The organism is Maribacter vaceletii (assembly GCF_003634105.1).
GTDB classification, from domain to species: domain Bacteria; phylum Bacteroidota; class Bacteroidia; order Flavobacteriales; family Flavobacteriaceae; genus Maribacter_B; species Maribacter_B vaceletii.
In genome coordinates this window covers 53,844-67,069 of the sequence record NZ_RBIQ01000012.1, presented here as the reverse complement: position 1 = coordinate 67,069, position 13,226 = coordinate 53,844, and the positions used below count along the sequence as shown (strand labels likewise).

Sequence of the window (13,226 nt, the reverse complement as noted above, 5' to 3'; positions counted from 1 at the left end):
TGTTAACAAAATCGTTTCTAGAACACCACAAATAATTGTATTTTTACGCCCTAACTTACTTTACAATGGGCAAGATAATTGCGATAGCAAATCAAAAAGGTGGTGTTGGTAAAACTACAACCACAGTAAACCTTGCAGCTTCGCTAGGAGTACTAGAAAAGAAAGTATTATTAATTGATGCTGACCCCCAAGCAAATGCTACATCTGGACTAGGTATAGATGTAGAAAGTATTGAGCTGGGAACATATCAATTATTAGAACATACAAAAACCGCAGAAGAAACTATTATAGAAACTACATCCCCAAATGTAGATTTAATTCCTTCTCATATAGATTTAGTAGCTATTGAAATTGAGCTAGTAGACAAAGAAGAGAGAGAATACATGATGAAAAAAGCGATTACTAGTCTTAAAGAAAAGTATGATTATATTTTGATAGATTGTGCTCCTTCTTTAGGCTTATTAACACTTAATGCTTTAACATCTGCAGATTCTGTTATAATACCAATTCAATGTGAATATTTTGCATTAGAAGGACTAGGAAAATTACTAAACACCATAAAAAGTGTTCAAAAAATTCATAATCCTGATTTAGACATAGAAGGCATGCTTTTAACTATGTATGATTCTAGGTTACGATTATCTAACCAAGTTGTAGAGGAAGTTCGCAAACATTTTGGCGATATGGTTTTTGAAACTATAATTCAAAGAAATGTACGTCTTAGTGAAGCTCCTAGTTATGGAGAAAGTATTATAAAATATGATGCTAGCAGTAAAGGTGCTGCCAATTATTTAAATATGGCTAACGAAGTAGTAAACAAAAATAAGGAAATTGCGTAATGGCAAAAGCAACAAAAAAACAGGCTCTAGGTAGAGGTTTATCTGCATTATTAAAAGATCCAGAAAACGACATACAATCTGCAACAGATAAAAATGCAGATAAAGTTGTTGGAAATATTGTAGAGCTAGAGTTAGAAAGTATAGAAGTTAACCCTTTTCAGCCTAGGTCTTATTTTAATGATGAAGCTTTAAATGAATTAGCAACTTCCATAAAGGAATTAGGAGTTATACAACCTATAACTGTTCGTAAGTTAGATTTTAATAAATATCAATTAGTCTCTGGAGAAAGAAGGTTTAGAGCTTCTAAACTTATAAATCTCCCAACTATACCTGCATATATTCGTATTGCTAACGATCAAGAATCGTTAGAAATGGCTTTGGTAGAAAATATACAAAGACAAGATTTAGACCCAATAGAAATTGCCTTGTCTTACCAACGTCTTATTGATGAAATAGAACTTACTCAGGAAAAATTAAGTGATCGCGTAGGTAAAAAACGTTCTACAATTGCAAATTACTTAAGACTTTTAAAGTTAGATCCTATTATACAAACTGGTATGAGAGATGGTTTTTTAAGCATGGGTCATGGTAGAACTCTAGTGAACATAGAAAAAACCAAAGATCAAATAGCGCTTTATGAAAAAATTGTTTCTGAAAATTTGTCGGTAAGAGAGACAGAAAAAGCAGTTAAAGAATACCATGAAGCAAAAAAACCAAAAACTACAACAAAACCAAGTACAGAAACCTTAAAAACACCTGAATATATAGCAAAGGGAGTTACAAATTTATCGAACTACTTAGATGTTAAAGTAGACATTAAATCAACCACAGGAAATAAAGGAAAAATTACGATTCCGTATACATCCAAAGAAGATTTTAAACGAATAAAAAAAATAATCCTAGGTGAATAAATACCTAATTACAGCAATTATTCTAATCTTATTTTCTTGTTACACTTTTGCTCAAGAGGACAACAAAAAAATAGATAGCACAAATACACAAACTAATATAGATAGTGTAAAAACTAATCTTAAAGATAAAGGTGTTGTTATTGATTCAAAAAAGATTAAGAAAAAAAGAAACATTAATCCTTTAGCTCCTAGCAAGGCTGCATTTTACTCTGCTGTACTTCCTGGACTAGGACAAATATATAACAAGCGCTATTGGAAAGTTCCTATTGTATATGCTGCTATAGGAACGGGTATATATTCGTATAAATACAACAACGATCTTTATGATCGCTTTAGAGTTGCATTCAAAAGAAGAAAAGCTGGCTTTTTAGATGATGAATTTTATAACCCTAATGGAGAAAACGGAAATACAAATGCAAATTTTTCTGATACTGTATTACAAAATAAACAAGAAGATTTTCAAGAAGCAAGAGACTTGTCCTTAGTAATTACAATTGCTCTTTATATATTAAACATTGTAGATGCTAATGTAGATGCACATTTACAACAATTTAATGTCAGTGATGATCTTAGCGTAGATTTTAAACCTTTTTTAAATGTAGACCCTATTAATAACAATCCTAATTATGGAATGGGACTAACAATTAATTTTTAACTTATGAGAATAGCATTATTTGGATACGGAAGAATGGGTAAAATGATTGAGCAAGCTGCTCTAAATAGAAATCATACCATTGTAGCCAAAATAGATATAGATACTAAAGAAATAGATTTTTCTTCTTTTGATGTTGCCATTGATTTTAGTATGCCTACCGCCGCATATGGTAATATTACAAAATGTCTAGAAAACAATATTCCAATTATTAGTGGAACAACTGGCTGGTTAGAAAATTATGAGAATGCCGTAGCTCTTTGTAAAGAAAAAGAAGGGGCTTTTATTTATGCTTCTAATTTTAGTTTAGGAGTTAATGTTTTTTTTGAGTTAAATGAATATTTAGCCAAAATGATGAAAAGCCTTAAACAATATAATGTGTCTATGGAAGAAATTCATCATACACAAAAGTTAGATGCTCCAAGTGGTACTGCAATTACTTTAGCAGAAGGAGTAATAAACAACTCTGATTACACAAAATGGAAACTAGACGAGTCTGGCACTAACCAAATTCCCATTACTGCTAAAAGAATAGAAGCTGTTCCAGGAACCCATACCGTTTTTTACGATAGTGAAATTGACAGTATAGAAATTAAACACACTGCACATAATAGAGAAGGCTTTGCCTTAGGAGCCGTTATTGCCGCAGAATGGATTATTGGTAAAAAAGGAATTTTTACCATGAAAGATGTGTTAAACCTAGGTTAATGTTTGTAACAGAAATTTCTTTTAGATACTAATACAAAACAAATAAAAATTAGAATGCTTCGCATTACTATTAAAAAATAGCATTATTTATGGATACTACACAGTGGATTATTTTTATACTTATAGTACAAGTTATTCATTTTTTAGGTACTTGGAAACTATATGTTAAAGCTGGAAGAAAAGCATGGGAAGCAGCTATACCTGTTTATAATGCTATTGTATTAATGCAAATAATTAATAGACCAAAATGGTGGACTATACTATTATTTATTCCAATTATTAACTTATTAATGTTTCCTGTTATTTGGATAGAAACCATACGAAGTTTTGGAAGAAATAGTCTTATGGAGTCTTGGTTAGTTGTTCTAACTCTTGGTTTTTACATATACTATGTAAATTATATGCTAGATGTAAAGTATATAGAAGACCGTAGTTTACAGCCAACAACCGCTTTAGGGGAATGGGTTAGTTCTATTGTTTTTGCAATAGTAGCAGCCACTTTAGTACATACTTATTTTATTCAACCCTATGTAATTCCTACAGGTTCTCTAGAAAGAACATTACGTGTAGGCGATTTTCTTTTTGTAAGCAAGTTTCATTATGGAGCAAGAACACCTATGACTACTGTCGCAGCACCAATGGTTCATGACACACTTCCAATAGTTGGCACACGTTCCTATTTAAACAAACCACAGCTCCCATACTTTAGACTTCCTGGTTTCACAAAAGTCAAAAAAAATAATATTGTTGTTTTTAGCTGGCCTGCAGATACGGTTCGTGTTTTCTTTAAAAGAGAAAAAGGGGTTAAAAAACCAATTGATAAAAAATCTAACTATGTAAAGCGCTGTGTTGGTACTCCAGGAGATTCCTTAGAAATTATAGATGGTTATGTTTTTATTAATGGTAAACAACTAAAACTGTCTGATAGAGCTAAACCCCAGTACGACTATATGGTTTATAGTAAAAAGGGAGTTTCATCACGCCTACTAAAAGATATTGGAGTGGTAGATTTAACTAGAAAATATCTTTCAAATCCAATTAACCAAGAACAAGCGCAAATTATTCAGGAATACCTTTTAGGATATAACCAAGCCGAAGATGGCAAACTAGAGTTATACACAAAACATTTAGGCATCCCAACTAAAGTTATTCAAAAAGCAAGGCTCTCTTTAAAAGAAATTACAGAAAGACAACGTTTAGTTTCCTTAACCGATGAAATGGTTTCTAAATTAAAAGCAGACACTTCTATAGATTCTGTTGTAAGGCAAATTGAGCCTAAAAATACTAGGGGTGCTAATATATTTCCTCAAAACCCTAACTACGCCTGGAATAATGATAATTTTGGCCCAATTTACCTTCCTAAAAAAGGAGTTACTGTTCCGTTAAATTTAAACGTACTACCTGTTTACAAAAAAATAATTAAAGATTACGAAGGAAATAAAATAAGTGTTTCAGGAAATCAAATTAGTTTAAATGGCAAAGTAGCTACGACCTATACTTTTAAACAAGATTATTATTGGATGATGGGAGATAATAGAGATCACTCTGAAGACAGCAGAACATGGGGATATGTTCCAGAAAATCACATTGTTGGAACCCCTATTTTCATCTGGATGAGTTTTGACAATTTTACTGATGGTTTTAAAAATTGGAAAATTAGATGGGATCGTGTATTTACAACTGTTAATGGAGATGGTGAGCCAAGGTCTTATTTTAAATTCTTTTTAATTGCTTTAGTAGGGTGGTTTGTATTTGACTTTTTCCGTAAGAAAAGAAAAAACAAATCTTAAAAACCTTGAAACATTTAATACACCCAACATATATTCCCAACATAGTAACTTTTGCTGTTATAGCACAAAAAGAAGTTTATTGGGAATATATGGATAACTACCAGAAACAAACCTATAGAAACAGAGCCTATGTTTCTGCGGATCGTGGTAAACATATTTTAAATATCCCTATAATACATTCCAATAAAGAAAAGGGGAAGCAAAAATATAAAGACATAAAGATTGATAATTCTTATCCTTGGCAAAGGCAACATTGGCGCACCTTAGAAACGGCTTATAGATCCTCTCCTTTTTTTGAATTTTATGAGGATGAAATACAACCATTATATTCCACTAAATTTGAGAGTCTTTTAGTCTATAATCTTAAAACAATTGAAGTTATATGTGAGTGCCTTCAAATTGATATACCTAAAGAAAAAACTACAGAGTATACTTCTAAATTAGAACAAGATATAGACCTTAGGTTTTTGGTAAATGCAAAGAAAGAACCAGATTATACTGCTAAAAAATATATTCAAGTATTTAGTGACCGTAATAATTTTATTCCAAACATTAGCATCCTAGACCTTTTATTTAATGAAGGAACTAATTCTCTTACTTATTTAAAAGACATACAATTAGACTTCTTAAATGTTTAGATTTGTAATACATTATGGCATACATTTTTTAGTGCCTATTATCATAGGCTTACTATTTTACAAAAAAAATAAAACCTTTGCTATTGTTGTTCTTTTATCAGGAATAGTCATTGATGTAGACCATCTTTTTGCAACCCCATTATTTGATTCTATGCGTTGCAGTATTAACTTTCATCCTTTACACACCTATTGGGCCATAACCATATATATAGTAATATTTCTATATAAAAAAACAAGAATATTTGGATTAGCACTTCTTATTCATATACTAGCAGATATAGCAGACTGTTATATGATTACTCTAAACTAAATGAAGCCATTACAGGAAAATGGTCTGAGTATTTTAAATTAAATTTCTTATGAGATCTCACCTTCAACTCTTTATCCGAAAGAATAAAATCTATTCTTAAAGGAAAATGATAAAAATTATACGATCTATCATATCCAGATCCTTTTTCTATAAATGTATCATTCTTATCTCCTTTTAATAACTTATAAATATTAGAATATTGGGTATTATTAAAATCACCACAAATAACTTTTAAATGAGTATTATTTTTTTGGTCTTCAAGAATAAGTTTAGCTTGCTCTTCTTGTTTTGAAAAAGAAGATGCTAATCTAGAATATAATTTATTAGAATTTTCATCTTTAATCATTCTTGGCCTAATATTTAAAGACTGTAAATGTACATTGTATAACCGCATAGTGTCTTCTTTATATAAAATATCAACAAAAATTGCATTATTAGCAGTATTAGGAAAATTGAAATTTCCTTTATTAATTATTTTATATTTAGAATAAATTGCCTGAATAGATTTCCCCTTGCTACCAAACTCAAAATCTACATAACTATATGGGTAAGAGTCCAACTCTCCACTTTTTATTCTTTTATAATCAAACTCTTGAAAACATATAATATCAGGATTTTGTTTATTAATAAAATTAATAATATTTTCCCCGTTATTTTTAATGTTTTTTTTTCCAGATTTTAAGCCTTTAAAACCAAATGTATTATAGGTAAGAATACTCAAATCCTTTTCTAATATTTTTTCTGATGGTTTTCTAAACTGTAGAAAAGACCCTAGAGAAAAATAACCAACTATCAGTACCAAAAAAGAAACAAAAAAAACTCTTTTCCACTGTAATATCCAATATACAAAAAAAGAAAAATTAATTACTACAAGTATTGGTACAGCTATGCTTAAAAAAGAAAAAAAAGAAAAAATACTTACAGAAACATATGGAACAATACACGATAAAAGTAAAAAAACACTAAATATCAAGTTAATAAAATAAATAAGTTTTTGGGATACAGTCAGCTTTTTCACTCTTTAATTTTCTTTACCAGCTTTAAACAAAAAATCTTTTTCTTCTTTAGATAAACTTTCATAACCAGACTTACTAATCTTATCCAAAATACTATCAATTTTACGTTGTTTACTTTCCTTATTATAATCTGTATTTAAAGGAGATTTTTTTGCATTTTTATTTTTATATACTGTCTTTAAAGGAGATTTTTTTTCTCTTTTCTTAAATAGATTTGCAATACCATCTACAATTTTTTCGAAACCTGAACCAATATCATTTCCATTAAGAAGTTGCCTTGCATAAAAATATCCTAAAGCAGCTCCTCCCAAATGTGCTAAATGTCCGCCAATATTACCACTAGTAGGTATTTGAATTAAATCTGTCAAAACAACAAAAGCACCTATATACCAAAGCTTAACATTAATAATAAAAAGTCTAACTTCTTGATTAGGAATATATGCACATATAAAAATCAATATAGCTGTAACCCCCGCCGAGGCTCCAATGAGAGAAGTATTTGCATATATTAAAGTAGGAAAAACATTATAACTTAATAAAAAAATTAATCCACCAGCTATAACTCCTAATAAATAGACATTAAGAAAACGCTTATTCCCAAAAAGGTTAAGAAAAATTCTTCCAGAAAAATATAATAGCATCATATTCCAAAATATGTGCCCTAAACTACCATGAAAAAAAGAATAACTTACAATAGACCATGGCTGTCTTATAAACATGGAAACATCTTTTGGAAGTTCAAACCATGCCATAATACTAAATCCTAAAAGAGCTTTTAAAAGTCCATCTACAATAAAAAAGATAACATTTATTGCAATAAGCTTTTCAGCTATAGAGAGATTAGCGAATTGGTATTTTAAATTTCCTTGTGCCATACACTTAATTCCAACGGTTACCGTTAAACTGGTTTTTTTTCCAATACCACATCATAATAAAACCAAAAAGAGCGCCACCAACGTGTGCAAAATGCGCTATACCTCCTCCTAGTAAAGAAAAACCAGTTACACCAGAGAATAAATCTAAACCAATTAAAACTGGAATAAAATACTTTGCTTTTACAGGGACTGGTATAAACATTAAAAACAATTCACTATTAGGATAAGACATCCCAAAAGCAACTAACACTCCATAAATAGCACCTGAGGCTCCTACTGCAGGGGTATTATATGATCCTAAAAAATTATCTATAGTATTTTTTGATGCTATACTATACCAATCTGTATTGTATTGACCGTTTGCAAGAACTTTTAAAATTTCTGTTTCTGAAATTCCCGAACTTACTAAAGCGTCCATTCCTTGTGTAAAATAAAAATAATTTACACCTGTATGTATAAGTGCTGCTCCTAACCCTGCAGAAAAGTAGAAAAAGAAAAATTTATTTCTGCCCCACATTCTTTCTAAAGGTGTTCCAAAAGCCCATAAAGCATACATATTAAAACCAACATGCATTAAACCTCCATGCATAAACATATGAGACACTAATTGCCATAATTCAAAATTTTCATTTTTAGGAAACCATAAAGAGAACCATTGGTACATTTGATCTCCATATAACTCTGTTGCCACAAAAAACAATATGTTTACTATAAGTAAGTGCTTAATAGCATCTGTTAATCTAGCCATTTATATAAATTTTTTATCAATATCGTTTTCTGTAATAGTAACATACGTTGGTTTATTAAACGGACTTAAGCCAGGTACCTTACAAGCAAATAAATCGTTTACTAAAGCTTGTTGTGAAGTTGCACCTAATACTGTTCCAGTTTTTACACTTAAAGTTTTAGATAGTGTTTTTGCCAAAATATCGGTTTGCGAAAAACTATCGCCAGTAATTTCCATCTGGTAATCTAAAATTAATTGTTCTAAAACCATTTCTACTTCACTTTCTGCTACTTGTAATGGTACACCTGTTATTTCTACAACTTCTTTATCTACTATTTTAAAAGCAAATCCTATACTTATTAACTGCCCTTGTATTTCTTTTAATATAATAACATCTGTAGTAGAAAAGTGTAAGGAAATAGGAAATAACAATTGTTGACTTACCGCTTCCTGAATAGTAATATTTTTTAAGAATTTTTCATAGAGTACTCTTTGGTGCGCTCTACTTTGATCTATAACTACCATACCAGACTTAATAGTGGTTACAATATATTTTCTCCTAAGCTGAAATGTAGTTGAAACAGATTCATCTTCAACCTTTTCTTCTTTAAATATAGACCCAGTAATAACCTCAGACTCAAACTCCATACTTGTAAAAGGAGCACTATCATCTTTTTTTGTTCCTAAACCTTCATATAAATTTTCCCAACCTTTGTTACTTGGCTTAGTATAATTTGCAAATGAAGTTCCTGCTGCATTAGAAGTGCTTTTTGGCTTTTCAACCTCGTTAGCAAAAGGATTAAAAGAAGCATCTACTGTAACTTGCGGTATTTCTGCTTGTTTATTTTTATAAGAATAAGGGGTATCTAAATTAGGGTCTTGTTCAAAATCTATGGCTGGCACAACACTAAATTGCCCTAAGCTATGTTTTATTGTAGAACGTAACAAAGCATATAAAGTATGCTCATCATCAAACTTAACTTCTGTTTTTGTTGGATGAATATTAATGTCTATTGTACCTGGATCCACTTCTAAACATAAAAAATATCCGGGATAGGTATTTGGTTTTATTAGCCCTTCAAAAGCAGCAACTACTGCATGGTGCAGATAAGGGCTTTTTATAAATCTATCATTCACAAAAAAGAACTGTTCTCCTCTACTCTTTTTAGCAAATTCTGGCTTGTTTACAAATCCAGAAATTTTTAAAACTTGGGTTTCTTCATTAACAGGTACTAATTTAGAATTAGCTTTTCCTCCAAATATTTGCACTATTCTTTTTCTAAAATTTACAATAGGCAAATTAAATAACTCACTACCATTATTATAAAAATGAAATGCAATAGTTGGATGTGCTAAAGCTACCCTATGAAACTCATCTGTAATATGTCTAAGTTCTACTTGGTTAGATTTTAAGAAATTTCTACGTGCTGGTATATTAAAAAAAAGGTTCTTAACCAGCATTGAAGTTCCTTTAGGAGTAACCGTAACTTCTTGTGCAATTACTTTACTACCTTCAATTTTTAACTGGGTACCTACTTCATCTAACTCTGTTTTGGTCAAAAGCTCTACATGTGCAATTGCAGCTATAGATGCCAAAGCTTCTCCTCTAAACCCTTTTGTATTTAAGTTAAATAAATCCTCGGCTTTTTGTATTTTAGAAGTTGCATGCCTTTCAAAGCTTAAACGAGCATCTGTGACACTCATTCCTTTACCATTATCTACAACTTGAATAAGATTTTTACCACCGTCTTTTACAATAAGTTTTATTGTTGTAGCTCCCGCATCAATTGCATTTTCTAGTAGTTCTTTTACAACAGAAGCAGGACGTTGTACAACCTCACCTGCAGCAATTTGATTGGCCACATGGTCTGGCAAAAGTTTTATAATATCTGCCATGTTAACTTATAAATATGGATAAATCAAAATCGATAATAAATAGAAATATTAAGATTAAAACAGCAAGGATAATTACCATTCTCTTTTTAAGATTACGATCACCTTCTCTTTTTACATCGTCTAAAACGTTATTAAACTTTCTTTTAAGCCCTCTATTTCTTCCTACAGTAGATCTATACTTATCAAACTTATGTTCAATTTCATAAGGATTACCTTCACCTTTATCGTCATAAAAACGAGGAGAATATCCAAATTTCTTGTTCTTACCTAATTTCGTGATTTTACTAAGCATACCCATTGTATCAAAGTTACTTAAAATCAAAAAAAATGCCGTAATAGGAACCTTAAAATTTGTTAACAGTTTTAAAGTTTTCTACATATAGAAGTTAAAAAAGTATAAAAACTAGGAATACTAGCCTAAAGCAGCCATTTTTATTGCAGCAATTGCAGCCTCTGTACCTTTATTACCATGTTTTCCTCCACTACGATCCATAGCTTGCTGTAAAGTATTGTCTGTTAAAACACAAAAAATAACAGGAGTATCTGTCAAAACATTTAAATCTTTAATGCCTTGAGCGGTTCCGCTACATACAAAATCAAAATGTTTGGTTTCTCCCTGAATTACACTTCCAATTGCAATAACAGCATCTACCTCTTGTGTAGCTATCATTTTTTTGGAACCGTAAATAAGCTCAAAACTACCAGGAACATCCCATTTAACAATATTTTCTTCTATAGCACCACAATCTTTAAGAGCTTCTACTGCTCCTAGATAAAGTCCGCTAGTTATTTCTGTATTCCATTCAGAAACAACAATCCCAAATCGAAAATCTTTCGCATTTGGGATTGTTGTTTTATCGTAAACCGATAAATTTTTATTTGCTGTAGCCATTTTTATTCACTTTTAGCCATTCCAAGAAAGGCATCAATACTACGAGCTTCATCAGAACCAGAAAATTCATCTTTAATTCTTTGAAAGAATTTTGATGCCTTTTCATTTTGGTTTAATTCCAGAGCAGTTACTCCTGCTTTATATAAAAATTTTGGAGCTGTGTATTCATTACCACTATGTGCAACTGCACTTTCATAATATCCTAAAGCATCACTTGCTTGTCCTAATTGCATAAAGGCATCTCCTAAACCTCCTTTTGCTAAGGCTCCTAGAATAGCATCATCAGAAGAAAAATCTTCTAAATACGTAATTGCTTCTTGGTATTTTTGCATATTCATGTAAGACATACCAGCAGAATAATTTGCCAAATTAGCAGCTTTAGTACCGTGATATTCTTCTATTATATTTAAAAAACCATATTTACCATCAGCACCATTTAATGCTAAAGTAAACAATGAATCTTTTGCTGTAGTACTTACTAAAGCTTGATCAAAATGTTGCTGTGGATAATACATTTCATTTGCAGCATCTGCCTCTTTAGGGTTTTGTACAAACTGCATATATCCTAAGTACCCTAAAACAGCTACTGCTACTACACCAATAATACCTAATATGTAATTTTGATTATTAGAAACCCATTCCTCACTTTTAGAAGCACTCTCATCTAAGGTGTTAAATACTTCGGCAGTTGTACTTTCTTGCTCCTCTACCTGTTGTTCTTCTACTTGATTTTTAGGTTTAAATCCTCGTTTTTTATATGTTGCCATCTTAAATTTTATTGATCGCGCAAAAATAAAGTTTTTATTGAAATTCAAGTGGGTATTTATTCGTTATTTTTCGATATTTTGCAGGTTTCTATGAGAATTTAGAATAAAACACCCGAAAATTAAGCATGCATCTACATAAATTATCCTTAATAAATTATAAAAACTTTAGTTCAGAAAATTTTGAATTTGACACTAAAACCAACTGTTTTGTAGGGCATAACGGTGTTGGAAAAACAAATGTTCTAGATGCTATTTACCATTTATCTTTTGGTAAAAGTTACTTTAATCCAATAACTTCTCAGAATATAAAACACAATGAAGACTTTTTTGTTATTGATGGTGTTTTTAAAAAAAATAAAAAAGAAGAACATATTGTTAGCAGTCTAAAAAAAGGAGCAAAAAAAATAATTAAACGCAACGGAAAAGCATATGAACGCTTCTCTGACCATATTGGATTGCTGCCGCTGGTTATTATTTCTCCCTACGATAGAGACTTAATTGCAGAAGGTAGTGTTACTAGAAGAAAATTTATAGATGGTGTTATTTCCCAATCTGACAAAGAATATTTAATTACGTTAATTAAATACAACAAAGTACTTTCGCAACGGAATTCTCTATTAAAATACTTTGCTATTAACCACACTTTTGATGCCACAAACCTAGCTGTATATAATGAACAACTTAATGAATATGGTACATTGCTATTTAAAAAAAGACAAGAATTTCTAGATACTTTTATTCCAATTTTTAAAGAACAGTATAAAGCTATAACTAATAATACGGAAGACGTAACCATATCTTTTGAAAGTAAACTAAAAGACCAAACGCTTTTGCAGTTATTAGAAACTACCGTAGATAAAGACAGAGCGTTACAATATACTAGTAGCGGAATTCACAAAGACGATTTAAGTTTTAAAATTAATGACTACCCTGTAAAAAAATTTGGTAGTCAAGGACAGCAAAAGTCGTTCTTAATTGCTTTAAAATTTGCACAATTCCACTTTATTAAAGAACAATCTAAAACAACTCCTATTTTAGTTTTAGATGATATTTTTGACAAATTAGATGAAAATAGAGTTTCTCATATTATAAGTTTAGTAGATAATGAAAGTTTTGGACAAATTTTTATTAGCGACACCCATGCAGAAAGAACTGAAAATCTGGTAAAAAACATACATCAATCTTATAAAATTTTTAAATTATAA

At 30.5% G+C, this 13,226-nt stretch carries 15 protein-coding genes; 8 read left to right on the top strand and 7 right to left on the bottom strand.

Going from position 1 to position 13,226, the window contains the following annotated elements:
• Positions 1–65 precede the first annotated feature (65 nt).
• From CLV91_RS15325 to CLV91_RS15295, 7 genes are all read left to right on the top strand, one after another.
• Positions 66–839, top strand: coding sequence for a ParA family protein (locus CLV91_RS15325; RefSeq protein ID WP_121069110.1), 774 nt, complete (start codon positions 66–68; stop codon positions 837–839).
• Complete coding sequence (locus tag CLV91_RS15320) at positions 839–1,750, top strand: ParB/RepB/Spo0J family partition protein (RefSeq protein ID WP_121069109.1); 912 nt, start codon at positions 839–841, stop codon at positions 1,748–1,750. Before CLV91_RS15325 ends, CLV91_RS15320 begins: the two co-directional genes overlap by 1 nt.
• Complete coding sequence (locus CLV91_RS15315) at positions 1,743–2,405, top strand: DUF5683 domain-containing protein (RefSeq protein WP_170146770.1); 663 nt, start codon at positions 1,743–1,745, stop codon at positions 2,403–2,405. The genes CLV91_RS15320 and CLV91_RS15315 overlap by 8 nt, the downstream gene beginning before the upstream one ends.
• A 3-nt stretch (positions 2,406–2,408) precedes the next feature.
• Positions 2,409–3,110, top strand: coding sequence for a 4-hydroxy-tetrahydrodipicolinate reductase (dapB, locus tag CLV91_RS15310; protein WP_121069108.1), 702 nt, complete (start codon positions 2,409–2,411; stop codon positions 3,108–3,110).
• An 89-nt stretch (positions 3,111–3,199) separates the two neighbouring features.
• On the top strand, positions 3,200–4,900 hold the full coding sequence (gene lepB / locus CLV91_RS15305) for a signal peptidase I (protein WP_121069107.1): 1,701 nt from the start codon (positions 3,200–3,202) through the stop codon (positions 4,898–4,900).
• 5 nt (positions 4,901–4,905) lie between these two features.
• A complete protein-coding gene (locus tag CLV91_RS15300; protein WP_121069106.1) occupies positions 4,906–5,538 on the top strand; it encodes a WbqC family protein in 633 nt (210 codons plus the stop codon).
• Positions 5,531–5,848, top strand: coding sequence for a DUF6122 family protein (locus CLV91_RS15295; protein ID WP_121069105.1), 318 nt, complete (start codon positions 5,531–5,533; stop codon positions 5,846–5,848). Before CLV91_RS15300 ends, CLV91_RS15295 begins: the two co-directional genes overlap by 8 nt.
• Here the strand turns inward: CLV91_RS15295 and CLV91_RS15290 are convergent.
• The 7 genes from CLV91_RS15290 to CLV91_RS15260 form a co-directional block, all read right to left on the bottom strand.
• A complete protein-coding gene (locus CLV91_RS15290; protein ID WP_170146769.1) occupies positions 5,835–6,650 on the bottom strand; it encodes an endonuclease/exonuclease/phosphatase family protein in 816 nt (271 codons plus the stop codon). The genes CLV91_RS15295 and CLV91_RS15290 overlap by 14 nt on opposite strands.
• A 219-nt stretch (positions 6,651–6,869) precedes the next feature.
• Positions 6,870–7,739 (bottom strand): rhomboid family protein, encoded by an 870-nt coding sequence (locus CLV91_RS15285; protein WP_121069103.1) that lies wholly within the window; start codon positions 7,737–7,739, stop codon positions 6,870–6,872.
• A 4-nt stretch (positions 7,740–7,743) separates the two neighbouring features.
• The gene (locus CLV91_RS15280; RefSeq protein ID WP_121069102.1) at positions 7,744–8,487 is read right to left on the bottom strand and encodes a rhomboid family intramembrane serine protease; all 744 of its coding nucleotides are present in this window, start codon (positions 8,485–8,487) and stop codon (positions 7,744–7,746) included.
• A complete protein-coding gene (gene mutL, locus CLV91_RS15275) occupies positions 8,488–10,362 on the bottom strand; it encodes a DNA mismatch repair endonuclease MutL (protein ID WP_121069101.1) in 1,875 nt (624 codons plus the stop codon).
• 1 nt (position 10,363) lies between these two features.
• Positions 10,364–10,660, bottom strand: coding sequence for a riboflavin synthase subunit beta (locus tag CLV91_RS15270; protein WP_121069100.1), 297 nt, complete (start codon positions 10,658–10,660; stop codon positions 10,364–10,366).
• A gap of 114 nt (positions 10,661–10,774) precedes the next feature.
• Positions 10,775–11,254, bottom strand: a complete 480-nt coding sequence (gene ribH / locus CLV91_RS15265; RefSeq protein WP_121069099.1) for a 6,7-dimethyl-8-ribityllumazine synthase — start codon at positions 11,252–11,254, stop codon at positions 10,775–10,777.
• A gap of 2 nt (positions 11,255–11,256) precedes the next feature.
• Entirely contained in the window at positions 11,257–12,021 is a 765-nt protein-coding gene (locus CLV91_RS15260) for a tetratricopeptide repeat protein (RefSeq protein WP_121069098.1), read from the bottom strand.
• A gap of 125 nt (positions 12,022–12,146) precedes the next feature.
• Between CLV91_RS15260 and recF the strand changes: the two genes are divergently transcribed.
• A complete protein-coding gene (recF, locus tag CLV91_RS15255) occupies positions 12,147–13,226 on the top strand; it encodes a DNA replication/repair protein RecF (protein ID WP_121069097.1) in 1,080 nt (359 codons plus the stop codon).

Coding starts and splice junctions, on each gene's coding strand:
- CLV91_RS15320 (WP_121069109.1), top strand. CDS start 839: ATGGCAAAAGCAACAAAAAAACAGGCTCTAGGTAGAGGTTTATCTGCA.
- dapB (WP_121069108.1), top strand. CDS start 2,409: ATGAGAATAGCATTATTTGGATACGGAAGAATGGGTAAAATGATTGAG.
- CLV91_RS15325 (WP_121069110.1), top strand. CDS start 66: ATGGGCAAGATAATTGCGATAGCAAATCAAAAAGGTGGTGTTGGTAAA.
- ribH (WP_121069099.1), bottom strand. CDS start 11,254: ATGGCTACAGCAAATAAAAATTTATCGGTTTACGATAAAACAACAATC.
- CLV91_RS15280 (WP_121069102.1), bottom strand. CDS start 8,487: ATGGCTAGATTAACAGATGCTATTAAGCACTTACTTATAGTAAACATA.
- CLV91_RS15260 (WP_121069098.1), bottom strand. CDS start 12,021: ATGGCAACATATAAAAAACGAGGATTTAAACCTAAAAATCAAGTAGAA.
- CLV91_RS15285 (WP_121069103.1), bottom strand. CDS start 7,739: ATGGCACAAGGAAATTTAAAATACCAATTCGCTAATCTCTCTATAGCT.
- CLV91_RS15270 (WP_121069100.1), bottom strand. CDS start 10,660: ATGGGTATGCTTAGTAAAATCACGAAATTAGGTAAGAACAAGAAATTT.
- lepB (WP_121069107.1), top strand. CDS start 3,200: ATGGATACTACACAGTGGATTATTTTTATACTTATAGTACAAGTTATT.
- CLV91_RS15295 (WP_121069105.1), top strand. CDS start 5,531: ATGTTTAGATTTGTAATACATTATGGCATACATTTTTTAGTGCCTATT.
- mutL (WP_121069101.1), bottom strand. CDS start 10,362: ATGGCAGATATTATAAAACTTTTGCCAGACCATGTGGCCAATCAAATT.
- recF (WP_121069097.1), top strand. CDS start 12,147: ATGCATCTACATAAATTATCCTTAATAAATTATAAAAACTTTAGTTCA.